This window comes from Actinobacillus suis ATCC 33415 (assembly GCF_000739435.1).
In the GTDB taxonomy this organism is placed as follows: Bacteria; Pseudomonadota; Gammaproteobacteria; order Enterobacterales; family Pasteurellaceae; genus Actinobacillus; species Actinobacillus suis.
The window spans coordinates 345,750-369,403 of the sequence record NZ_CP009159.1; the positions used below are offsets into that span (position 1 = coordinate 345,750).

21 protein-coding genes are annotated in these 23,654 nt (G+C 40.3%); 9 read left to right on the forward strand and 12 right to left on the reverse strand.

Annotation, left to right across the window (positions count from 1 at the left end; all coding sequences use genetic code 11):
* Positions 1 to 234 precede the first annotated feature (234 nt).
* From ASU1_RS01610 to apbC, 4 genes are all read left to right on the forward strand, one after another.
* The gene (locus ASU1_RS01610; RefSeq protein WP_014991117.1) at positions 235 to 2,112 is read left to right on the forward strand and encodes a SurA N-terminal domain-containing protein; all 1,878 of its coding nucleotides are present in this window, start codon (positions 235 to 237) and stop codon (positions 2,110 to 2,112) included.
* Positions 2,113 to 2,230: 118 nt separating this feature from the next.
* Positions 2,231 to 2,884 (forward strand): YchE family NAAT transporter, encoded by a 654-nt coding sequence (locus ASU1_RS01615; protein WP_039194890.1) that lies wholly within the window; start codon positions 2,231 to 2,233, stop codon positions 2,882 to 2,884.
* 13 nt (positions 2,885 to 2,897) lie between these two features.
* Positions 2,898 to 4,448, forward strand: a complete 1,551-nt coding sequence (locus tag ASU1_RS01620; RefSeq protein WP_014991119.1) for a peptide ABC transporter substrate-binding protein — start codon at positions 2,898 to 2,900, stop codon at positions 4,446 to 4,448.
* A 3-nt stretch (positions 4,449 to 4,451) separates the two neighbouring features.
* Positions 4,452 to 5,549, forward strand: coding sequence for an iron-sulfur cluster carrier protein ApbC (gene apbC, locus ASU1_RS01625; RefSeq protein ID WP_014991120.1), 1,098 nt, complete (start codon positions 4,452 to 4,454; stop codon positions 5,547 to 5,549).
* Between the two features lie 221 nt (positions 5,550 to 5,770).
* Here the strand turns inward: apbC and ASU1_RS01630 are convergent, their stop codons facing one another.
* The 4 genes from ASU1_RS01630 to galT all read right to left on the reverse strand — a co-directional run bounded on the left by ASU1_RS01630 (position 5,771) and on the right by galT (position 12,053).
* Entirely contained in the window at positions 5,771 to 8,776 is a 3,006-nt protein-coding gene (locus ASU1_RS01630) for a glycoside hydrolase family 2 TIM barrel-domain containing protein (RefSeq protein WP_014991121.1), read from the reverse strand.
* A gap of 24 nt (positions 8,777 to 8,800) precedes the next feature.
* Entirely contained in the window at positions 8,801 to 9,769 is a 969-nt protein-coding gene (locus ASU1_RS01635) for a galactose-1-epimerase (RefSeq protein ID WP_014991122.1), read from the reverse strand.
* A gap of 63 nt (positions 9,770 to 9,832) precedes the next feature.
* Complete coding sequence (gene galK / locus ASU1_RS01640) at positions 9,833 to 10,987, reverse strand: galactokinase (RefSeq protein ID WP_014991123.1); 1,155 nt, start codon at positions 10,985 to 10,987, stop codon at positions 9,833 to 9,835.
* A gap of 16 nt (positions 10,988 to 11,003) precedes the next feature.
* Complete coding sequence (gene galT, locus ASU1_RS01645; protein WP_014991124.1) at positions 11,004 to 12,053, reverse strand: galactose-1-phosphate uridylyltransferase; 1,050 nt, start codon at positions 12,051 to 12,053, stop codon at positions 11,004 to 11,006.
* Positions 12,054 to 12,416: 363 nt separating this feature from the next.
* Here galT and ASU1_RS01650 point away from each other — a divergent pair, with 363 nt between their 5' ends.
* Positions 12,417 to 13,556, forward strand: coding sequence for a calcium-binding protein (locus tag ASU1_RS01650; protein ID WP_014991125.1), 1,140 nt, complete (start codon positions 12,417 to 12,419; stop codon positions 13,554 to 13,556).
* A gap of 112 nt (positions 13,557 to 13,668) precedes the next feature.
* Here the strand turns inward: ASU1_RS01650 and ASU1_RS01655 are convergent, their stop codons facing one another.
* From ASU1_RS01655 to ASU1_RS11925, 8 genes are all read right to left on the reverse strand, one after another.
* A complete protein-coding gene (locus ASU1_RS01655) occupies positions 13,669 to 15,048 on the reverse strand; it encodes an ATP-binding protein (protein ID WP_014991126.1) in 1,380 nt (459 codons plus the stop codon).
* The gene (locus ASU1_RS01660; protein WP_014991127.1) at positions 15,041 to 15,706 is read right to left on the reverse strand and encodes a response regulator; all 666 of its coding nucleotides are present in this window, start codon (positions 15,704 to 15,706) and stop codon (positions 15,041 to 15,043) included. Before ASU1_RS01660 ends, ASU1_RS01655 begins: the two co-directional genes overlap by 8 nt.
* Positions 15,707 to 15,889: 183 nt before the next feature.
* Positions 15,890 to 16,249 carry a YgiW/YdeI family stress tolerance OB fold protein gene (locus ASU1_RS01665; protein WP_014991128.1) on the reverse strand — a complete coding sequence of 120 codons (360 nt, stop codon included), beginning with the start codon at positions 16,247 to 16,249 and terminating at the stop codon, positions 15,890 to 15,892.
* Between the two features lie 56 nt (positions 16,250 to 16,305).
* Positions 16,306 to 16,674, reverse strand: coding sequence for a YgiW/YdeI family stress tolerance OB fold protein (locus ASU1_RS01670; RefSeq protein WP_014991129.1), 369 nt, complete (start codon positions 16,672 to 16,674; stop codon positions 16,306 to 16,308).
* Positions 16,675 to 16,716: 42 nt separating this feature from the next.
* Positions 16,717 to 17,100 carry a YgiW/YdeI family stress tolerance OB fold protein gene (locus tag ASU1_RS01675; protein ID WP_014991130.1) on the reverse strand — a complete coding sequence of 128 codons (384 nt, stop codon included), beginning with the start codon at positions 17,098 to 17,100 and terminating at the stop codon, positions 16,717 to 16,719.
* Positions 17,101 to 17,361: 261 nt separating this feature from the next.
* Positions 17,362 to 18,627: a serine hydroxymethyltransferase gene (gene glyA / locus ASU1_RS01680; RefSeq protein WP_014991131.1), complete on the reverse strand. Its 1,266-nt coding sequence runs from the start codon at positions 18,625 to 18,627 to the stop codon at positions 17,362 to 17,364.
* Positions 18,628 to 18,855: 228 nt separating this feature from the next.
* Positions 18,856 to 19,743, reverse strand: a complete 888-nt coding sequence (locus ASU1_RS01685) for an NAD(+) kinase (RefSeq protein WP_014991132.1) — start codon at positions 19,741 to 19,743, stop codon at positions 18,856 to 18,858.
* A 125-nt stretch (positions 19,744 to 19,868) separates the two neighbouring features.
* The gene (locus ASU1_RS11925) at positions 19,869 to 20,006 is read right to left on the reverse strand and encodes a hypothetical protein (RefSeq protein ID WP_158319027.1); all 138 of its coding nucleotides are present in this window, start codon (positions 20,004 to 20,006) and stop codon (positions 19,869 to 19,871) included.
* Between the two features lie 102 nt (positions 20,007 to 20,108).
* Here ASU1_RS11925 and thrS point away from each other — a divergent pair, with 102 nt between their 5' ends.
* From thrS to rplT, 4 genes are all read left to right on the forward strand, one after another.
* Positions 20,109 to 22,040, forward strand: coding sequence for a threonine--tRNA ligase (gene thrS / locus ASU1_RS01690; protein ID WP_014991133.1), 1,932 nt, complete (start codon positions 20,109 to 20,111; stop codon positions 22,038 to 22,040).
* A gap of 200 nt (positions 22,041 to 22,240) precedes the next feature.
* The gene (gene infC / locus ASU1_RS01695; protein ID WP_081456961.1) at positions 22,241 to 22,783 is read left to right on the forward strand and encodes a translation initiation factor IF-3; all 543 of its coding nucleotides are present in this window, start codon (positions 22,241 to 22,243) and stop codon (positions 22,781 to 22,783) included.
* 247 nt (positions 22,784 to 23,030) lie between these two features.
* Positions 23,031 to 23,228, forward strand: coding sequence for a 50S ribosomal protein L35 (gene rpmI, locus ASU1_RS01700; protein ID WP_005596065.1), 198 nt, complete (start codon positions 23,031 to 23,033; stop codon positions 23,226 to 23,228).
* Positions 23,229 to 23,295: 67 nt separating this feature from the next.
* On the forward strand, positions 23,296 to 23,649 hold the full coding sequence (gene rplT, locus ASU1_RS01705; protein ID WP_005596075.1) for a 50S ribosomal protein L20: 354 nt from the start codon (positions 23,296 to 23,298) through the stop codon (positions 23,647 to 23,649).
* Positions 23,650 to 23,654: the final 5 nt, after the last annotated feature.

Here is a 23,654-nt window from a genome sequence, read left to right on the forward strand (position 1 = left end):
ATATAAGAAATGAGAAAGCCAGACATAGGCTGATGAAAGAGTGAAATTAAAACAATTTTCCGTATTAATGTAAAGGGAAAAGGCGAACTTAGAGGGCTGCAAGCGGTCTGATTTGTGCGTAAATTTACCAATAAATTTGTAAAAAAGTGACGAATTTCAGATTTGAGAATTGCTCACTTTACAGTATAATCGACACAATTTTTTGCATTAAACTTAATAATTAGGAATCTATCAATGATCGAAAAAATGCATGAACGGACAAATGGTCCCGTCTTTAAAATCATTTTTGCGTTAGTCTCTTTATCTTTCGTTATTACCGGGATCGGTACCGGCTTAGCGGGCGTAGATACTTCAGCCGCTAAAGTAAACGGTACGGCTATTGAGCAACAAGCATTCAATGCTGCAAAAAGTCGCCAACAAAATATTTTAAATACGCAAATGGGCGAGCGCTTTTGGGATTTATTAGATACGCCGGAATATGCGGCGCAATTCAACCAGTCTATCTTAAATGGCTTAATTGATGATGAACTTCTGCGTCAATATGCTCAGAACCTCAAATTAGGTATCAGTGCGGAACAAATCAAATCAGAAATTGTAAATAGTCCGACATTCCAACAAGACGGAAAATTCAATAATCAATTATATCAACAAGCATTACGTAATAACGGTTTAAGTGCTGACGGTTATGCCGCGATCGTAAATGAAGGAATGTTATTTTCTCAAATCCAAGAAGGGATTATTGGCAGTCATTTTTCCGTACCGGCAGAACAAGAATTATTAGCTAAATTATTACTGCAAAAACGCCAGGTTCGTTTAGCAAATTATTCAGTTGCAGCTGAAGCGCAAAATCAGACCGCTTCAGGTGAAGAATTACAGGCTTATTATGATGCGCATAAAAACGCATTTGTTGAGCCGGAAAAACTGGCTGTTGAGTATGTGACCTTAACACCGGAAAATGTGGCAAAAAATGTTCAAATTACAGATGAACAAATTGCAACATATTATGAAAAAAATAAAGCGGATTATGTTACTCGTGGTGAGTCTCATATCGCCCACATTCAAGTAGCAAATGAAGCGGAAGCGAAAGCACTTGAGCAACAGCTTGCCGGCGGTGCGGATTTTGCTGCATTGGCTAAGGCAAAATCAACTGACAAATTATCGGCGGCACAAGGCGGCGATTTAGGTTGGGCGAAAGCAGGAACTTTCCCGAAAGCATTTGAAGAGGCTGCGAATGGCTTACAAGTCGGCGCAGTTAGCCAAGCGGTAAATGTTGATGGTGCTTATCATATTATTAAAGTGCTGGCGCGTAAAAATGAGCAAGCGATTCCACTTGAACAAGTAAAAGACAATATCGCGAAAACGATTCGTAATGAATTGTTATTAACCGAATATTCAAGTTTAGCGCGTGAAATGGCAAATAAAGCGTTTGAGAATAACGGTTCATTAGAAAGCGTTGCTCAAGCGGGGGGGGGAGCGATTCAAAAAACAGCGCAATTTACCCAACAAAATGTGCCGGCTGAATTAAATAATGAGAAAGTATTAAAAGCATTATTTAGTGGCGAATTACGTCAAAGCGGTCAAAACTCTGATGCATTAGATGTTGGTGATGAACATAATCCGAAGACAATGTTCGTCCGTGTAAGCGATTATCAAGCTGAGCGCGTAAAAACCTTAGACGAAGCAAAGACGGATGTTGAAGTTGCAGTGAAACGGCAAAAAGCTGAGCAAGCATTAATCGCTAAAGCGCAAGAAACAATTAAAGCGTTGGAAAGCGATCAAGCGGCAGATGTTCAGTTTGGTGCGGCACAAACATTAGTGTATGCGCAAGCGCAAGGACAACAACCGGTATTAGCGCAAACTGTGTTTGCTATGCCAAAATCGGCCGATAAAGCGACTTATAGTGTCGCTCGTGATGAGCAAGGCAATGTGGTAATTGTTGCTTTAGATAAAGTGATTGATGGAAGTTCGGAAGAGTTTAAACCGCTTGCGGCGCAATTTAGCCAAGCAGATCAATTACTATTACGTAATGATTTGTTAAAAGATTTACGTGCGAAAGCTTCCATTGAAGTAAATGCAGATTTTATGGAACAACTAGGATCAGCATCACATTAATTTAAATTAGCTATTGTTATAAACGCCTAGAACATTGAGTTTTAGGCGTTTTTATTTTGTCACAGGATCGTATCCCCGATATAATGTTAATTTAGCTGTTATGTAAAAGTAGGTTTGTGTGGAAATAGTCATTAATTTTGCCATTTATCTTCAATTTTTTATCGGTTTATTTGCGATTGTGAACCCGTTTGGTTCATTACCGATTTTCTTTAGTATGACAAGCCATCAATACGAGGCGGAGCGTAATCATACAAGCCTAGTGACGGCAGTTTCTATCGGTGTCATTTTATTAGTCAGTTTATTTTTCGGAAAACTGATTTTAGATGCTTTCAGTATTTCACTTGATTCTTTCCGTGTAGCGGGCGGCTTCTTGATTGTGAGCATTGCGATGACGATGATTAGCGGTAAGTTAGGCGAACATAAACAAAATAAAGAAGAGAAAAATGCTGATGTAAGCGAATACGAAAATATCGCCGTTGTACCGTTGGCTATGCCGATTATGGCGGGACCGGGTGCTATCGGTTCGACGATTGTGTGGGGAACGCGTTATAATCATTGGGTGGATTATGTCGGATTCAGCGTAGCAATAGCTGCATTTGCTGCAGTATGTTACGTATTATTCCGTTTTTCAGCCCCTTTAGTGAAAAAATTAGGTAAAACAGGTTCTAATGTTGTAACCCGTATTATGGGATTGATTTTGATGGCATTAGGTATTGAAATTATTGTGGCGGGTTTAAGTAATCTATTTCCGGGTTTAACAGCTATTCATTAATAGGATTATACAGATGCTTTTTCTTAAACAAGCGGTCAAATTTTTGCGATTTTTTGCAATTTGCACAGTAGGTGCTGGGTTACTGTCTGCCTGCGATCAAAAAAGTAAGCAACCACAAGTCGTACAAACAAAATCACCGGAAATGCCAATTCGTGATCGAAGTATATTGAAGCGTGCTGTGTATGCAGAGCGTTTGAGGCTAGATACTCACTTTATCCAAACGGCAGATGAAGCTGCGTTTGCTCGAGATATTTTTGCTGGTTTGGTTGAGTTTAATGAAAAAGGAGTGGTTGTTCCGGCTCTCGCAAAAAATTGGTTTAGTGAAAATAATAAAGATTGGCTATTCATTCTTGATGACAGTGCTAAATGGTCAAATGGTGAAAGCGTAACGGCAGATGATTTTGTAGCTAGCTGGCAGCGTTTAGCTGATCCTAAAAACGTTGCTCCTCTTGCACCTTACCTAACTTATATGGGGATAGAAAATGCTAAAGAAATTGCTGAAGGGAAAAAGCCGGTTAGCGAATTAGGTATAAAAGCGTTAAATTCGCATAGCTTACAGATTAAGCTAACTAAGCCAAATGCGCAATTAGTGAAAATGTTAGGACATTCCGCTTTATTGCCAACTTTTAAAGGTGAAGCGCCGAAACTTAATACTTTGGCCACGAGCGGCGCTTATCATATTGCGGAAATGAGTGATAGATCTGCGAAATTACAAGCGGTTAAAAACGGCTTGGATTTTGCGAAAGTGGAGCATTATGCGATCAGCGATTTGCAAGCAATTAAGCAATTTGATGTGATTGAAAATCCATTGCAGAGTCAGCAGCATAATATTTGGGAATTCCCTCGCTTATGTACTTATTACTATGAGTTTAATTTTGCCGATCCGCAATTGAAGAAAAAAGAAGTACGCCAAGCGTTGAAAGCAATCGTGCTTTCTGCACGTATTCCACATTTATACGGCGTGGCTAATTTCTCTGTATTACCAAGGAATATGCAGGCTTCTGTGACTCGTCAATGGGCGCCGGTAGTGGTTGAACCATTATTAGCTCAAGCCGGAATTAACGTGCAGAATCCGCTAAAACTTACGCTGCTGTATGATGATCATGGCAGACACAGCGTGATTGCAAACCAAATGGTACGTACTTTAGGAGAGTCTGATCTATTACAGATCCAGCCGCAAGGGGTAAGCTGGGAACAATTTTTGGCATTAAGAGAGCAAAAAGCGTTTCAATTAAGCCGTTCCGGTTGGTGTGCCGAGTATGCGGATCCGCTACCGTTCTTATTACATTTCCACTCAAAAAGTCCGGATAATAAGAGCAATTATGCTAATGCCATGGTGGATAAACAGTTAGAACAATTGCAGAACGAGAAATTATCGGAAGAGCAGCGCCAACAACTTATTCAGAGTATTGTTCAGCAATTAGAGCAAGATGTAGCGATTTTGCCTATGTTCCAATATCATCGCAAAGTTGCGTTAGACTCCACCATTTTAGGTATTGATCTACATAACGATAGCGAAGTAATTTATAGTAAACATTTATATCGAATGAAGCCCAAGGATTAATCGATGAATCAACTTAACGAACAGCAATTAAGTGAAATTAAATTTATCTTACAAAATTTCACTCACCCTACCTTGCAAAAAGACTTAATCGCATTGAATGCGTTTAAAAAAGCGGAATTAGGCGCAGGCATTTTGCGTTTGGAATTTACCATGCCGTTTGCTTGGAATAGCGGTTTTGAAGCATTGAAAGCGGAAACAGAAGCAAAACTCAAACAAGTTACCGGTGTAAATGAGGTAAAATGGATCTTAAATTACCAAATTGCAACCTTAAAACGTGCCAATAACCATCCGGCAGTAAATGGTGTAAAAAATATTATTGCGGTTACTTCAGGCAAAGGCGGTGTAGGTAAATCGACCACCTCAGTAAATCTTGCATTAGCATTAAAAGCGCAAGGCGCAAAAGTGGGCATTTTAGATGCGGATATTTACGGCCCGTCAATTCCGCATATGTTAGGCGCTCAGGATCAGCGTCCTACTTCTCCGGACAACAAACACATTACCCCGATTGAAGTTTACGGTATTCAATCAAACTCAATCGGTTATTTAATGGCAGAAGATAATGCCACCATTTGGCGTGGACCAATGGCAAGTTCTGCACTAAGCCAGTTATTGAATGAGACGTGGTGGACTGAGCTGGATTATCTTGTGATTGATATGCCGCCGGGTACCGGTGATATTCAGCTTACCCTTTCGCAACAAATTCCGGTAACCGGTGCGGTAGTAGTTACAACGCCACAGGATATTGCGTTATTAGATGCAATTAAAGGCATTTCAATGTTCCAAAAAGTGTCGGTGCCAGTATTAGGTGTTATTGAAAATATGAGTGTACATATTTGCCAAAATTGCGGTCACCATGAAGATATTTTCGGCACCGGCGGAGCGGAGAAAGTGGCGAAAAAATACGGCACGCAAGTATTAGGTCAAATGCCGTTACACATTCGCTTACGTCAAGATTTGGATGCCGGTACACCGACTGTTGTTGCGGCACCGGAACATGAAACTAGCCAAGCGTATATCGAATTAGCGGCAAAAGTCGCTTCAGAATTATACTGGCAAGGTTCGGTTATTCCGTCTGAAATTATGATTCGTGAAGTGAAATAAACCCGTTCACTAACAACCACATAAAATAAAACAAGCGGTAGGATTTGCAGAAAAATTTGCAAATCCTACCGCTTGTCTTATTATAGTTAGAAATAGCTCTCGATAGGGCTAATCATGATTTAAAATATAAAAAAAGCACTCGACGGAGTCGAGTGCCAGTTAAGAGAGTAATTCAGACCTGTTATTGACGAGGTCATCTTCAGTCTATTTTCGTCGTTAAACTAACCCACCACTAAATCAAATCTCACACTAAACTTGTTTTCCATTAAACGGTATTGCTCTTTTAAGTTCGGGCCGCAAGAGTTGGAGCCGATGCCACTCATTTTGTAATCGATACATAGCACGCTGTAATCGGATTCTTGTAGCTCGTAGCAATGTTTTTTCGCGGTTAATTCTTCTTGCGTATATGGCGAGAGATTAAAGCTGAACGGTTGGCTTGCACGTACAAACAGATTTTCCGATTTGAGATATTCGCAACCGTAATGGCTGCCGTTCTCCTGCGGTTTAACATAATCGGTATGATTTTGTTTTGCCGTGGTATGGTAGATGCCTAACTTCGCTAAATGGTGTTTATCCACATAGCTTTCTTGCTCGCCATAACCGAAATATTCGACCGTATTTTCCGCTTTAGCAAGCCAGAAACGTAAACCGAAACGAGGTAAATACGGTAATTCGGTTGGGCGGATTGCGTTGATTTCCACCGAAATCTGTCCGTCATTGAAGATACGATAACCAATATCCAGTGTTAAAATGCGACCGCGAGAAATCGATACAATCGCAGATTTTACTGAAAATTCGACCGCTTGTTCGCTTTGCTGCCACTGAATTTCATACGCTCTGGTATAGGCTTTATCGTAGCCGGCATTTTGCCATGCTTCACGAATGAGACGATCATTATCAGTCGGCGCACGCCAGATATTAAAATCTAACGGTTGCTGAATAATCGCTTTACCGGCTTTTTCAATACGACTGAAAATCCCTTTCTGTTTATCTAATTGATAACTAAATTGCCCGTTGTGTACGTTAATGTGGAAGCGATCTTCCTGTACTTCAAATGTACTGTTCTCAATCGTGAATTGTGGCAATCCTAATTTATTTTCGCTAAATAAATTGAGCTGCTCGAAACCAAGTGAATGTGCTTCGTCTAATAATTCAACCACGGTATTTAAGCGATAATTTAAATTCAATAGCCATAAATGCCCGTTATTTTTTGGTAACTCAATCGGTAATACTACGCTACTGTGCGGTTGGCAAGAAACGGATAAATTTCCACCGCTTGTAACCACGCCGTTTTCGACAAATTCATAATCAATCATCAGATAATCAGCAAGATCGGTGAAATCCAAATAGTTGTGGAGCACAATTTGGTTATCGATTAATTCGGCACGTGCAGGGCGATTCACATTTTTAAGCTCTAATAAGTTACTGTGCGGAATACGATCCGGTGAAACCAAACCGTCCATACAGAAATTTCCATCGTGCGGGCTGTCGCCGAAATCACCGCCGTAACCGAATTGACCGTTAGCACGGTAAGGGGCGTGATCACTCCATTCCCACACAAAACCGCCGCATGATTGCGGATGACGATGGAACGCTTGCCAATAATCTTCCGCATCGCCGTTTGAGTTACCCATTGCATGGCTGTATTCACACAACACGAAAGGTTTGGCTTGCGCAGTGGCACAATAGCGGTCGATATCTTCGGTTGAGCCATACATTTCACTATAAAAATCCAAATTCGACAGATCATTGTTATCGGCAGAATGTTGGTAAATTGAGCTTTCGTAATGGACTAAACGAGATTTATCGCGTTGTTTAATCCATGCTACTGCCGCTTCAAAGTTTGCACCGTAGCCAGATTCATTACCTAACGACCAAATGATAATCGAAGTACGATTTTTATCTCGTTCCACGTTGGCTTGTTGGCGGTCTAAAATCGCTTTTTTGAACAGCGGATCACGGGCAAAGTAGCAGAAATTATCGATCGTATCTTGGCGGATACGTGCGGTTTGCAAATCGTTTTCATGGTTTAAGAAAATACTCGGTTCTGGTGTTTTGACCGTTAACATTGAAGCACCGTGCGATTCAACATCACTTTCGCCAATCAGATAAAAACCGTATTGATCGCATAATTCGCTAAACCAAGGCGCATTCGGATAATGGGCGGTGCGGATTGCATTGATATTATGTTGCTTCATCAGCTGTAAATCTTTATGCGCTTGTGCGTAGCTAATCGCATAACCGGTTTTCGGATCGCTATCGTGGCGGTTTACTCCTTTAAATTTAATCGGTTGCTGATTAAATAATAAAATGCCGTCTTTGATTTCCACTTTTCTAAAACCGATTTTTTGCACAATCACTTCTTCCGCAGTACGCAAAATTAAGGTGTAAAGTTGTGGGTTTTCGGCATTCCATAACTGAATATCTTCGACATCAATATTAAGCTGCGTATCGGTTTGATTGAAAACGGTAAAGCCTTTCGGGTCGAGTAATTGGTATTCAATCGCTTGCGGTTGGCGGCTAAAAAGCGTTTCCACTTTCAGATTTGCGTGACGTAATTCACCATCCAATTCATATTGAATAAAGAAATCTTGCAGATAATTTTGTTCACGCTCAAGCAAATAGACATCACGGAAAATGCCCGACATTCTGAATTTGTCTTGGTCTTCTAAATAGCTACCGTCACACCATTTCAATACCACTACGGTTAAATGGTTGGTGCCGACTTGTAAATAATCGCTAACATCAAATTCGGAGGTGTTGTGGCTGATTTGGCTATAGCCGATAAACTGTTTATTCACGTAAACAAATAAACAAGAGTCCACGCCTTCAAAATTGAGCAAATAACGCTTATTGCTTTTCGGAGTAAGTTGCAGAGTACGATGATACACGCCACATGGAGTTTGATGCGGTACAAATGGTGGATCAAACGGGAACGGGTAGTTAATATTCGTATAGTGATGATGATCGAAGCCGTGATTTTGCCAATTTGCCGGTACCGGAATTTTATGTTCAAACGCAACATCAAGGAAATTATCCGGTAGGTCATGATAGCTTTGGAAGTAATTAAAATCCCATTGACCATTGAGCAGGGTAAAGTAATCGGATTGCTCACGTTTACCACTTAATGCGGTTTCATTTTGTTTATGCGGAATAAAATAAGCATGATGATCAACAGTATTTACGTGGAGTATATTCGGATCTTGGAAGTAATTTGGCAGTATCATGATAATTTCCTCGATGTTTACAAATTAAAAGTGAAAGGTATAACGAATATCGTGTTTATAGTGTTCGCCCGCTTTGGTGATGCCACCGAATTTTGCCAGTTCAGCTTGGTTTGGCGAATCAGGGAAAAACTCCGGTTCTAAAGCAACGCCAGCATAGTCTTGATGAGTTGAACCGTTCAGATTCGGTTGCCCGCCAAGCCAATTCCCTGAATAACATTGCAACGCCGGCATTGAGGTATTGAGTTCAAGGCTAAGATCTTCAACGGTTAAACAAGCGGTCGGTTTTGAGGAATTTTTTACTAATTTGAAAGCGTGATCATAGCCTTTTACCAACTGTTGATCGGTATCTTTCAGCAAGTCTTGCCCGATAGGTTTAGGCGTTGAAAAATCGAAGCCGGTGTGAGCCACCGCTTTAAACGGTAAAATCGGGATACCGTCTGCGCCGACTGGTAAATATTCGTCTGCATTAATCATCAGTTGATGCGAAAGTACATTATCGCTACCAAGTAAATTGAAATAAGCGTGATTGGTAAAGCAGAGTGGGGTATCTTGATTGGCGGTTGCGTCAATTTCAATTTCGACTTCTTTTCCATGCAAACGATAAGTAACAACGGCATGAACTTCACCTCCGAACCCTTCCTCGCCATCTGCAAAAACTCGGCTGAATTTGACCGCTTGCGGATCAATTTGCTCCGCTTGCCAAACTTGCTTATCCGCCCCTTTTACACCACCATGTAAGCTATGTTCGCCATTATTTTTTGCCAATGTGTAGGTTTTGCCGTCAAGCCGATATTCGGCATTAGCAATACGATTGGCATAGCGTCCGCAGGTTGCACCGAAATAAGCGGTCTGATTTTGCCAATTTTTTGCAGAGGTAGTGATTAACACTTCTCGTTCGCCTTTCGGGTGTTTAACTACACAAGAAAGCCAAGATGCACCTAAATCGGAAAGGGTAATTTTGAGGAATGAGTTTTCGAGGGTAAATGTTTTCATAGTTCATATCCCAAGCAGAGGGAAAGTCACGGAAAATCTTCCGTGATTTCCGTGAATTAAACATTAAATAAGATGAACGCCGTCACAAGCGGTACAAAGGTGGAAAGTTTCTTTAATACCGGTTTGTTTTTCATAATTATCGGCAATGAGTTGGCGTAAATGTTCTACTTTTTCATTTGGTACTAAACAAACAATACAACCACCGAAGCCACCACCAGTCATACGTGCGCCGCCATTTTTACCGATCGCCACTTGTGCCAGTTCGACTAAGTAATCAATTTCCGGAATGGTAATTTCGAAATCATCACGCATAGAGTCGTGAGACCCGGCCATTAATTGACCGAGTTTGACCATATCATTTGCTTTTAAAGCTTCAACCGCTTCTAATACACGCTGATTTTCGCTGATGATATGTTTTGCACGTTTATAGGCAAGCTCATTTTCTGCTTGTAGCTCCGCCGCTCGCTCGATAAATTGCGCAGGTGTGACATCTCGTAATGCTTTCACACCGAAGAATTTAGCAGCAAATTCACATTCCTGACGGCGACTGTTATATTCACCGGTCACTAAATCGTGTTTGACGTTAGAATTGATGATCGCAATCGAATAGCCGTGCGGTACCGGTGTCGGGGTAATGTCTAGCGAACGGCAATCAATCATAATTAATTGATCTTTTTGTCCGAGCGCCGAGGTGAGTTGATCCATATTGCCGCAGTTTGCGCCAACGAATTTATTTTCAGCTTCTTGTCCGATTAAGGCGATTTTCGCCAAACTAAGTGGCAAATCACCTAACACTTGTGCGGTTTTACCGATTGAAATTTCTAATGCGGCAGAAGAACTTAAACCGGAAGACATCGGTACGTCACTGGTCATTGCTAAATCCGCACCTTGTTTAAACTCCGGACATTTCGCCTGAATATATTTCACCACGCCACGTACGTAATTCGCCCATTTGTGTTCGGACGGTTCAATCGGTTGGCTAAGGTCGAACTCATCTTGTTGGTTAATATCGATCGCATAGACTCGCCAAACCGAATCGTCACGTTTACTAAAGCTGGCAGCCATACCGTAGTTAATTGCACAAGGCATTACAAAGCCGTCATTGTAATCGGTGTGTTCACCGATAATATTGACTCGTCCCGGAGCAAATACGGTTTGAGCAGCCGAATAGCCGTAATGCTCGGCAAATTTTTGTATCGCAAGTTGTTGTGGTTTCATAGTCTCGGTCTCTTTTCTATTTATCTTTATAGTGAACGCTGTCGCTCACCGCATTTAATCTTTCTGCCGCTTGTTCCGGTGTCAGGTCTCGCTGGCTTTCCGCCATCATCTCATAGCCGACCATAAATTTACGTACAGTGGCAGAACGTAACAACGGTGGATAGAAATGAGCGTGTAGCTGCCAATGTTCATTATCACTTTCATTAAACGGTGCAAAATGGAAACCCATTGAATACGGGAAACTGATATTAAATAAGTTATCGTAGCGAGTGGTTAGCTTTTTAAGTGCGAGAGCTAAATCCGCTCGTTCGGCTTCGTTTAAATCGGTAATTCGCTTAAAGTACTTACGTTTTGGTAACAGTAAAGTTTCAAACGGCCAAGCCGCCCAGTAAGGCACTACGGCAATCCAATCTTCAGTTTCTACCACAATACGTTCTTTTTTAGTTAATTCACGGTCCGCATAATCCAGTAATAATGGGCGGCCGTATTGAGCAAAGTAATTCGCCTGACACTCGTCTTCAATCGCAATTTCGTTTGGTAAGAAATTACTTGCCCAAATTTGACCGTGCGGATGTGGGTTAGAACAGCCCATCATCGCCCCTTTGTTTTCAAAAATTTGTACCCATTGATAACGGCTTTTTAATTCATTAGCTTGTTCTTGCCAAACTTGTACGACTTGCTCTATTTCAGCCACCGAAAGTTGCGGTAAGGTTTTACTATGGTCGGGTGAGAAACAAATCACACGGCTTTCGCCTTGAGTATGTGAAATTTGGAAAAGCGGATCAGAATTGGTTTCCGGAGCAGGAGTATCCGGCAATAGTGCCGAGAAATCGTTTTTAAATACGAAAGGTTTTGTATAAGCAGGATTTTGCTCGCCGGTAATGCGTTTATTGCTTGGGCAAAGGTAGCAAGTCGGATCATAACTTGGTTTATCGTCAGCAACCGTTTCTTCTTGCTGACCTTGCCACGGGCGTTTTGCACGATGTGGTGAAACGAGAATCCATTGATTTTTTAATGGATTAAAACGGCGGTGAGGGTGATCATTTAGGATAAATTGCTCGCTCATGTAGAATTGCTCCAATTTAAGTTTTGTTATCGGAGTATAACCGACAATTTGAACTAAGGATGTGATTCTGATCACAGAAGCCGATTTTAGCTTACTGTTTTCTTTATCTTAATTGAATACTCAAATGTTAACGTTACCATTTGGTTTTTTAAAGAAAAAATTCTAAAAAATGTGAGAAAGATCACGCTTTTTTTGCAAGTGTAAATAGTGTGTAAATTATAGAGAATGATTTATTTTTTTGTAGGAAAATTGGTCTAAGCCTGATCGGTTCAAGATGTACCAGTAGTGGTCAGGCTGGCGTTTTGCATAAGTATTCTATACAGTGCGAGCGTTCTTATTCCACTTTATACATAAGGAGTGTATATGGCTTTCGATATCTTTAATTACTGGGGTAATTTTGATCCGATCAGACCTAATAGACCTGTAGTTGATGAATCAAATGATCCCGTAGGCCCTGTTCAGCTGTTACAACAATTTGTGATCGATGATGATCAGGCTACATTAGTATTAATTAATGAATGGGTAGCACCGCCGAGCTATCGTGATCGTATTGTGTTTGATGATATTAGCGGTGGTCGTTTACTACTTGTAAATAACGACGGTAGCTATCGTGAAATCAATGATTCAGATAATAACAACTGGGCATTCAGAGAATTAAGAAATACAGAGCATAACCGCCTTTATTTCTTACCGGATAATCCTAGCTCTGAAGATACGAGAATCCATGTAAAACTTCATGTGGAACCGAATAACTCAAATGTTGTGGATGTTCATGACGTTTATAATACGAATTATTCGATCCATTTTGATGTTCAGGATATCGCTTCAAGCAGTCCGGTTAAATTTGGTACGGATTATGCGGATAGTCTGTATGGCACACGTGAAAGCGATACGATCCATGGCTTAAATGGTAATGATTTTATTATGGGCGAAGCTGGTGATGATGTGATCACCGGTGGTGCTGGTAATGATCGTTTATTAGGTGGCTATGGTGATGATACATTATATGGCTCAGAGGGTGCTGACTGGCTAAATGGTGGTAATGGTAACGACTTCCTTTATGGTGGTGCAGGTAATGATACTTACTACTTCTATAAAGGCGCCGGCCGTGATGAAATCTTCGATGTTGAAGGTGAAAATACCTTACAATTTGCGAATGGTATTCGCCCTCAGGATATCACTATTGATGCGACAACAAATGATTTAGGTAATGTAAGTTGGCATATTCGTGTGAATGGTACGGATGATCAGGTTTTCATTTATGATCAATATTCAAATGGCGGTAAAACAATCGGTGTGAACAAATTTATCTTCGGTAATGATTTCTTCACAACGGAAGAGATCTCCGATATGTTCGGTTTACCGGAAGTACCTGTATTAGAAGCGGAAAATCCAGAACCTAACTTTGTTATTGAAGTAGCTGGCTATAACGATCTCATGATTCCAATTGCGGAAATCTCACCGATCACTTATCCAGAATATGCTAACTCATTCATGTTCTAATTGTAGCTATGTAATATAGTTAGTCATATAAGAAAGCGGTCTAATTTCGCGAAGAATTTGCAAATTCTTGCTGAAACTAGACCGCTTGTTATTTGGAAATGACTGAATTTGCTTAGAAGAAAATTTCAGCCTTTAACCCACCCATTTCACTACGACTCAATTTCAATCCAAAACGATGTAATTCGACAATGCGTTTAATGATTGAAATACCTAAGCCGCTACCTTTTTCATCTTGACTGGATTGAATCGGACGATCGACCGGACGGTAAAACGGCTGACCCAGTTTAGCCAAATCTTCATCACTCACCCCATTGCCGTTATCTTCTACGACGAGACTATTCGTTGATAACGTAATCTTGATGAGACTTTGTTCCGGCGTATAGTTAATCGCATTATCAATCAGATTTCGCAGCACTAAATTAAGCAATAATATCTTTCCTAACTGCGCTTGAGGTTCAGCTTGCAAATCAACAATGATTTCCGACCGCTTGTTTTCAGCTTGTTGGTAAAGCTGACTAACATTAGTTTCTATCAATTTTCGCCAATTAATCGGTTCCAATTGATCTAGTTCGGTTAAATTTTCCAAACGAGAAAGCGTGAGTAACTGCTCAATCAATTGCGCAATACGGTCGATACTATTTGTCATATTTTGTAGCGCTTTACCGTGCTCAATCGGATCGTCTAATGTCATTTGCGCTATCTCGGTTTGAATTCGCAAGCCAGCAAGCGGGCTACGCAATTCATGTGCTGCATCCGAAGTGAAACGTCTTTCCCGATTGAACATTGTTTGCGTGCGCTCAAAATAATGATTGAGATTATTGACCAACGGAATAATTTCACTGGGTAATTGTGCCGTACTAATCGCTTTGAGCTCGTCCGGCTTACGCAATGCAACATCATTTTCCAGTCGTTTTAAGCTGATAAATTCACGGTGAATAATCCATAAAATCGCTAAGATTGTCATCGGAAAACCGAATAACCAGCTCCAAGACTGCGAGATAATCGTTTTATTAATTAAATCGTTTCGATAATCAATTTCTTGCCCTACTGCAATATAAACATCATTATCTTTTAGCCAATAAATGCGCCAAATATCAATATCTTGTTCATCATCAATCTCATCATCTGCTTCTGTCAGCTGAATGTTCTGAAAACCTTCTACCGGTGTGAACGTAAAAAATTGTCCATCACGGCCATCATTAATAATTTGCTCGCCTTTATCAGTAAAAATTGCAAAGGCCAGCGCATCATCATCGACATCTGCTTGATAAAATCCACCTTTATTCTGGACGGTATGAAAGCCTTCGGCAATATTTGATGAAGCTAAACGTTCGGCAAAGAAAATTTGCTGCGAGTCGAATAATTCATTAATTTCTTTATGTAACACGCGCCATTCAATCATCGCAGAAATAAGCCAAATCAGCAGTGATATCCCAGAAAGTGCAACGAGCAAGCGGTATTTTAAGCTACGATTTTTTAATACTTTAGCCATCTTCAGCTCCTAAACGATAACCCACACCATGGACGGTTTTTATCCAGCTTTTACCTAGTTTCTTACGTAAATTATGGATATAGACTTCAAGCGTGTTACTGCCGACATCGTTGTCCCAGCTATATAATTTTTCCTCGATTGAAGAACGTGTTAACACCTTATCCTTATTGCTCACAAAAAGTTGCAATAACTGAAATTCTTTGGCGGTTAAAATGACCGCTTTTTCCGCTAGCGTGACGCTATGGGTATTATTATCAATTCGTAAACTGCCAATCACAATTTCACTTGAGCTTTGTTGATAACGGCGGCGAACCAATGCTTGTAAGCGCACAACCACTTCCATTAATGCAAAAGGTTTACAAAGATAATCGTCTGCACCTGAATTAAAGCCAAGAATGCGATCATCGAGCGTATCTCGAGCGGTCAGAATTAACACCGGTATGTCTTGATTTTCTTTGCGCCAGCGTTTCAAAATGTCTAAACCGTCCATTTTCGGTAAGCTGAGATCGAGTACCACCGCATCGTATTGCGTGGAGAACAGCGCATCAAAACCGAGTTTTCCATCTTGAAACCAATCAACCACAAAATTTTGTTTGGTCAATCCAAGCTTTAAGCCGTCTCCAATGAGTTTGTCATCTTCAATAAGCAATATACGCATTTCGTATCCTTTAAATAAGCAAACAAGCGGTTGAATTTTGCAAAAAATTTGCAGAATTTAACCGCTTGTAAGGAGTAAGAGTCGTTGGTTAACTTTACTTTGCAATTCCGCCTAATTTGGACAAAATTTTACCAACTATTTAAAACTAAACAACACACAATACTTCAAAAAGTGAGTAAGCAATTATTGTGCTTTCTCAACCGTATAAACATCAATCGATGAATGGAAAGTTTCTTTATCTAACTTACCTTGAATACGGATTTTATCGTTTGGGGTCACGTTTAAACCGTTCCATACGTGATCATCAATTTCAATTTTGATATCACCAGTTGCATCTGCAAAGATATATTCGTCGTTATCCACTTGACGAAGAATTTTACCTTCTAATGTTACACGGCTGTCATCGTGTGATGATTTCGCTTGTGCAACAGTAACGATACTGGTTGTATTAGCACCAAATGTTTGATTTTGAGAAGTCGGTTGAGAACAGGCTGCTAATAATGTTGCTGCCGCTAATGTTGAGAGAACAGTCAATTTTTTCATGTAAAACTCCTAATATAAAAGTGGAGGGGCAGAAATAGTCGTTAAATAATTAAGCATTATTTTTTAATGCTATATACATCAATGCTGGATTTACCCCAGTCATTTTTATCTACTTTACCTTCAATGGTAATTTTGTCTTTCGGGGTGACATTTTGTCCGTTCCAAGCGTGATCTTCCACTTCGATCTTAATTTCACCGCTAGCATCTTTAAAATAGAACTCATCGTGATCGATTTGCTTGGTGATATAGCCGGTTAATTTTACCGGTGCATCGTCCCACGCTTCGAGTGCTTGTGCAACGGAAGTCGGAGGTGTTTTTGTTCCTTCACCGCTAAAACCGCCTTGCTGTGCGGCAGGGCCTTCAAAATTTGCCACTGAAGTTGCAGATAAAGAGAGAAGCGTCGTTAAAACTAATACTTTTTTCATCGAAAATTCCTAATTAAATTTTTATTGTTTATGTTTATTAGATTATTTTAAAACAGTGATGTTATTTACATCTAAAGTCACTCGGCCGTCATCAAGGTCAACTTTGCCTGAAATACGCACACGGTTATTTGCATTTACTGTTTTGCCTTGCCATGCACCGTCTTCAACATCAATATGTACAGAACCGGTTGAATCTTTGAAGGTACAATCATCGTTATCGTAGCAATTGATAATGTTTCCAGTCATTGAAAAATGTGCGTTATCACCTGCTTTCTTTGCTTGTGCTACGTTCTTGATTGCTGCAGCTTGAACGTTTGTGTGGTTAGATTTAAAGCCATCGTTATTCGCTGAGGTGGTGTTTTCAAATCCAGCCATTGCCGGTGAAGAGATTGCGAAAATTGCAGTTAAAGCTAAAAGTTTTTTCATAAATTTGCTCCGAGTAAAAGTCGTTAAATAACCAAGATAAAAATCAAAGAAATAAAAAATTAAAAAATAAACAGTCGTTAAATAAAACACAAATGTGAAGTGCGTGCCTTATCGATGTGTGTATTAAATCAAACAGATCTTAACGAAATCTTAAGAAGTAAAAATTTTTTACCTTTTTGCTAAAAAATGATGGGGAAAGCTGATTGAACTCGGTGAGCATTAAAGAATAAGAAGCCCAAATAGGGCTTCTTACTTGAGAGATTATTTCGGATAAACCGGTAAGCGGGCGCAGATTGCTAAGACTTTTTGTTTGGTTGCGGCAATCACACTTTCTTCATTGTCAGTACCCATTGCATCTAGCACATCGCACATCCAGCCGGCTAATTCACGCACATCCGCTTCATTAAAGCCTCGGCGAGTAACCGATGGTGTACCGACACGAATCCCTGAGGTGACAAACGGTTTTTGCGGATCATTTGGCACGGCATTTTTATTTACCGTAATATTGGCTTTACCTAAAGCTGCATCTGCCGCTTTACCGGTTTTACCTTGTTTAATAAAGCTAACTAAGAATAAATGGTTTTCCGTACCGTTTGAAACGACATCGTAACCACGTTGTTTGAACACTTCTACCATTGCTTTTGCATTCTTGATTACATTTTGCTGATAGACTTTATATTCTGGCTCTAACGCTTCTTTAAAGCAAACCGCTTTTGCCGCAATAATATGTACTAACGGGCCGCCTTGGTTCGCTGGGAAAACCGAAGATTGAAGTTTCTTATAAATTTCTTCATCGCCACAAGCAGAAAGAATTAAGCCGCCGCGAGGGCCACCGAGTGTTTTATGAGTTGTAGTTGTTACAACATGAGCGTGCGGTAATGGATTCGGATATAAACCTGCTGCAATTAAACCTGCAACGTGAGCCATATCGACAAATAAATAAGCACCGACTTCATCAGCAATTTCACGCATTTTCGCCCAATCTACGATTTGTGAATAAGCAGAGAAACCGGCAACAATCATTTTCGGTTTACATTCAAGCGCTTTTTTGCGCACATCTTCATAATCAATTAAGCCTTCGGCGGTGATACCGTAGAGTACCGAATTATAAATTTTGCCTGAGAAGCTCACTTTTGCACCATGCGTTAAATGGCCACCGTGAGCTAAGTCCATACCTAAAATGATGTCGTTCGGTTGAATTAATGCGCCATAAACAGCCGCATTCGCTTGAGAACCTGAATGCGGCTGTACATTCACATAATCCGCACCAAATAATTGTTTTGCACGATCAATGGCTAATTGCTCAACGATATCTGCATATTCACAACCGCCGTAATAACGTTTACCCGGATAGCCTTCCGCATATTTATTAGTAAATTGCGAACCTTGCGCTTGCATTACTCGAGGACTTGCATAGTTTTCCGAAGCGATTAGTTCAATATGTTCTTCCTGACGGCGATTTTCGTTTTCAATTGCTTGCCATAAAATAGGGTCGTAATCTTGAATGTTCATGTTTGCTGTAAACATATGAAAGTCCTCTGTGTGCTAGTAAAGAAAATTGCGCAAACGTTTGCGCAATATGTTTTACAAGCATTCTACACATTTATTATGCTCTATGGTAGTGCTTTTTTAATAAAACAATTGCATATTAATTTGTGTAAATAATGAATGCAATTCATGTTACCTGGGTAAGCGGTTGAATTTAGATAATAATTTGCAAATAAAAAGGCACTCTGAAGAGTGCCAATATCTAGATTAGAATAACTTGCTAGACCAGCCAAGCTTAGAACCAAGCACCGTAAAATAATTATAATTGTTAAGGTGTAGCAGGTGTAAGGTATCCGGACTTTTGGTAACGATAATGCGATCTTCCGGTGTAAACGGCAAATCATATTGTCCGTCACAACTTACTTCCAAACTAGGTTGATTATATTGCGCAAAGCGTAAAGAGATTTGGCTGTCTCCATCAATCACTAACGGTCGGGAAGAGAGCGTATGCGGGTGCATCGGTACTAATGCGATCGCATTCATATTCGGCGTTAAAATTGGGCCGCCCGCCGATAATGAATAGGCTGTCGAACCTGTCGGTGTACTAATAATTAAACCGTCCGAACGTTGTGAGAATGCAAATTTACCGTCAATATATACTTCAAATTCAATAATGCGAGCCACTTGGCTGGGGTGAATTACAACTTCGTTCAGGGCATTATTGGTTGCAATAATTTTGCCATTACGCTCAATACGAGCTTCGAGTAAGAAGCGTTCTTCAATCACAAACTCCCCACGCTCAATACAATTATGTAATTGTTCAAAAGCAGATTGCGGTGCAATATCCGTCAGAAAACCTAAGTTCCCTCGGTTAATCCCAATCAGCGGAACACGATATTTTGCTAATTGACGAGCCATACCGAGCATATTGCCGTCCCCACCGATAACAATGACCAGATTGGCTTGCTGACCGATTTCTTCCAAACTTTTGCCATCCGGAAGATTGAGCTGACGAGCAATATTTTCTTCTAACAACACATCATAGCGGCGATCTTTCAACCAATTATAAACGGCTAAATGCGTCTCTAAAGCAATATCGTGACGAGGTTTACCTACAATCGCAATACATTCAAAAAATCGTTCTACAGATTTCATCTTTTTTACTCACAAAATAAGAATTGCTAAATTCTATCCTTTTTTTCACCGATAAGATATGTAAAAAATTTATAAAAAATGACCGCTTGTTACTACACATAAGAAGTTGAGAGCGTAATATCTTTTTATGAAGTGCGTACAACAAGCGGTCTATTTTCAGAGAAATTTTGCAAATTGAGCGAGAAATCAGACCGCTTGTTGAGATTTTGTGATAAAATTCGTCCGTTTTGCTCTTCATCCATGGTTGGGGTGATGTAAAACAAATTGTAAAAAAAGATTCAAATCAGACCGCTTGTCAGCGGTTTTTATTTTTAAACTAACAAGTCACCTCTCGTATGGGTGACCACTGTAACAAGGATATAAAAATGCCTATTATCACTTTACCAGACGGCTCACAACGCCAATTCGATAATCCCGTTTCTGTAATGGAAGTTGCGCAATCAATCGGTGCAGGTTTAGCAAAAGCTACGATTGCAGGGCGTGTAAACGGCGAACGCCGTGATGCGTGTGACATCATTTCTGAAGATAGCTCACTTGAAATTATTACTGCAAAAGATGAAGACGGTTTAGAGATCATTCGTCACTCATGTGCGCACTTATTAGGTCATGCGATCAAACAATTATTCCCAGATGTAAAAATGGCGATTGGCCCGACAATCGACAATGGTTTCTATTATGACGTGGATTTAGATCGCTCACTCACACAAGAAGATTTAGATGCGATTGAAAAGCGTATGCTGGAGCTGGCTAAAACCAACTATGATGTGGTGAAAAAACGCGTAAGCTGGCAAGAAGCGCGTGATACGTTTGAAAAACGTGGCGAACCGTACAAAATGGCGATTTTAGATGAAAATATCGAACGTACTGCAACGCCTGCGTTATATCACCACGAAGAATATATTGATATGTGTCGTGGTCCGCACGTACCAAATATGCGTTTCTGCCACCACTTCAAATTACAAAAAGTTGCAGGTGCATACTGGCGTGGCGATAGCAAAAACAAAATGTTGCAACGTATTTACGGCACGGCTTGGGCAGATAAAAAACAATTAGCGGAATACTTAACCCGTTTAGAAGAAGCGGCAAAACGTGACCACCGCCGTATCGGTAAAGCGTTAGATTTATACCATATGCAAGAAGAAGCACCGGGTATGGTGTTCTGGCACAATGACGGTTGGACGATTTTCCGTGAACTTGAAACTTTCGTGCGTACTAAATTAAAAGAGTACGATTACCAAGAAGTAAAAGGTCCGTTTATGATGGACAGAGTGCTTTGGGAGCGTACCGGCCACTGGCAAAATTATGCGGATTTAATGTTCACTACGCAATCTGAAAACCGTGAATATGCAATCAAACCGATGAACTGCCCAGGTCACGTTCAAATCTTCAATCAAGGTTTAAAATCATACCGTGACTTACCAATCCGTATGGCGGAATTCGGTTCGTGCCACCGTAACGAGCCGTCAGGTTCATTGCACGGCTTAATGCGTGTACGTGGTTTTACTCAAGATGATGCGCATATTTTCTGTACTGAAGATCAAATTGAAAGCGAAGTAACTAGCTGTATCCGTATGGTTTACGATATCTACAGCACTTTTGGTTTCAGCAACATTCAAGTGAAACTTTCAACTCGTCCTGAAAACCGTATCGGTGATGATGCGATGTGGGATCGTGCGGAAGATGGTTTAGCAAAAGCATTAACGGCAAATGGCTTAAGCTATGAAATCCAAGAAGGCGAAGGCGCATTCTACGGTCCGAAAATTGAGTTTGCATTACGTGACTGTTTAGATCGTGAATGGCAATGCGGTACGATCCAATTAGACTTCGCATTACCGGGGCGTTTAGATGCGTCTTATGTGGCGGAAGATAACGGTCGCCGTACACCGGTTATGATTCACCGTGCGATTTTAGGTTCTATCGAACGCTTTATCGGTATTATTACCGAAGAATACGCTGGTTTCTTCCCAACGTGGTTAGCGCCGACTCAAGCAGTGGTAATGAACATTACCGATAGCCAAGCTGACTACGTACAAAAAGTAACGAAAGCGTTATCTGATGCGGGTATCCGTGCGAAATCAGACTTACGTAACGAAAAAGTCGGCTTTAAAGTACGTGAACACACCTTACGTCGAGTACCTTATATGCTTGTGTGCGGCGATAAAGAAATTGAAGCGGGCAAAGTATCGGTACGTACCCGTAAAGGTGCGGATTTAGGCACATTCACCATTGAAGAATTTGTTGAAATCCTTAAAAACCAGGTGAAAGCTCGTGAACTTAAATTATTAGGCGAAGAGTAATTTCATTATTTGTAAAAAAGCGGTCAAATTTGACCGCTTTTTTGCATTTGAAGCGCACAAATAATTTCAGCAAATCATTGCACTATTTTACAAAATCAATTAAACTCAAAACGTTTTTGTGCTTGGTTTTGCTAAGCCTATATATTCATATCTCTGCTACTGCAGTCGATCGTAGTTAAATTAATAGAAGGAATAATACTATTAAACCTGTAAAACGTGTTCAGTCGAATCGCGCACATCGTCTTAATGATGAAATTCGTGGCGTGAAGGAAGTTCGCCTAACTGATGAAAATGGCGAACAAGTTGGTATCGTATCAATTCAAGATGCTTTGGCGAGAGCGGAAGATGCTGAATTAGATTTAGTTGAAATCAGCCCTAATGCAGAACCGCCGGTTTGTCGTATTATGAACTACGGTAAGTTCATCTACGAAAAAGAAAAAGCTGCAAAAGAGCAAAAGAAAAAGCAGAAAGTCGTACAAATTAAGGAAATTAAATTCCGTCCTGGTACAGACGATGGCGATTATCAAATTAAATTACGTAGCATTTTACGTTTCTTAGAAGACGGCGATAAAGTTAAAATTACCGTTCGTTTCCGTGGTCGTGAAATGGCACACCAAGATATCGGTTTAGACGTTTTAGAACGTGTTAAAACAGATACGGCTGAAGTGGCAGTAGTTGAATCGGCACCGGGCAAACTTGAAGGCCGCCAAGCGGTAATGGTTATTGCACCGAAGAAAAAATAATTTATTCTTGCATAAAACGGGCGGATCCTATAAAATCCGTCCGTTTTCTCTTTCGTAAAAAAGAGAAACAAAAGCGATCTACAGGCACATTTCGCAGCCTGATTTGCTTTTTAAGCTGCAAAGCTTATGAGCGGTAACGCTCTTTCGAGATAATTAGCGCTTTCCAAGTAAAAATATGATTAGCAATAATCGCATTTTTCGCCTAATTATTGTGTATTATGTAAAACAATGCGGAGTTTATAAAACAATGCCTAAAATTAAAACAGTACGTGGTGCTGCTAAGCGTTTCAAGAAAACAGCTTCAGGCGGTTTCAAACGTAAACAATCTCACTTACGTCATATTTTGACTAAGAAAACCACTAAACGTAAACGTCACTTACGCCACAAATCAATGGTAGCGAAAGCAGACCAAGTATTAGTAGTAGCGTGCTTACCATACGCATAAGCGTTGAGTCAAGTTAAAACGTACTTTAGTGAATTTTAGTTAATTATATACATTAGGAGATTTAATAATGGCTCGTGTAAAACGTGGTGTTATTGCAAGAGCACGCCATAAGAAAGTTCTTAAGGCTGCTAAAGGTTATTATGGTGCGCGTTCACGTGTTTATCGCGTTGCGTTCCAAGCTGTAATTAAAGCTGGTCAATATGCTTACCGTGACCGTCGTCAACGTAAACGTCAATTCCGTCAATTATGGATTGCACGTATCAACGCTGCAGCACGTCAAAACGGTTTATCTTACAGCAAATTCATCAATGGCTTGAAAAAAGCTTCTGTTGAAATCGACCGTAAGATTTTAGCTGACATCGCTGTATTCGACAAAGTTGCATTCGCAGCTTTAGTTGAAAAAGCAAAATCTGCTCTTTAATTTTA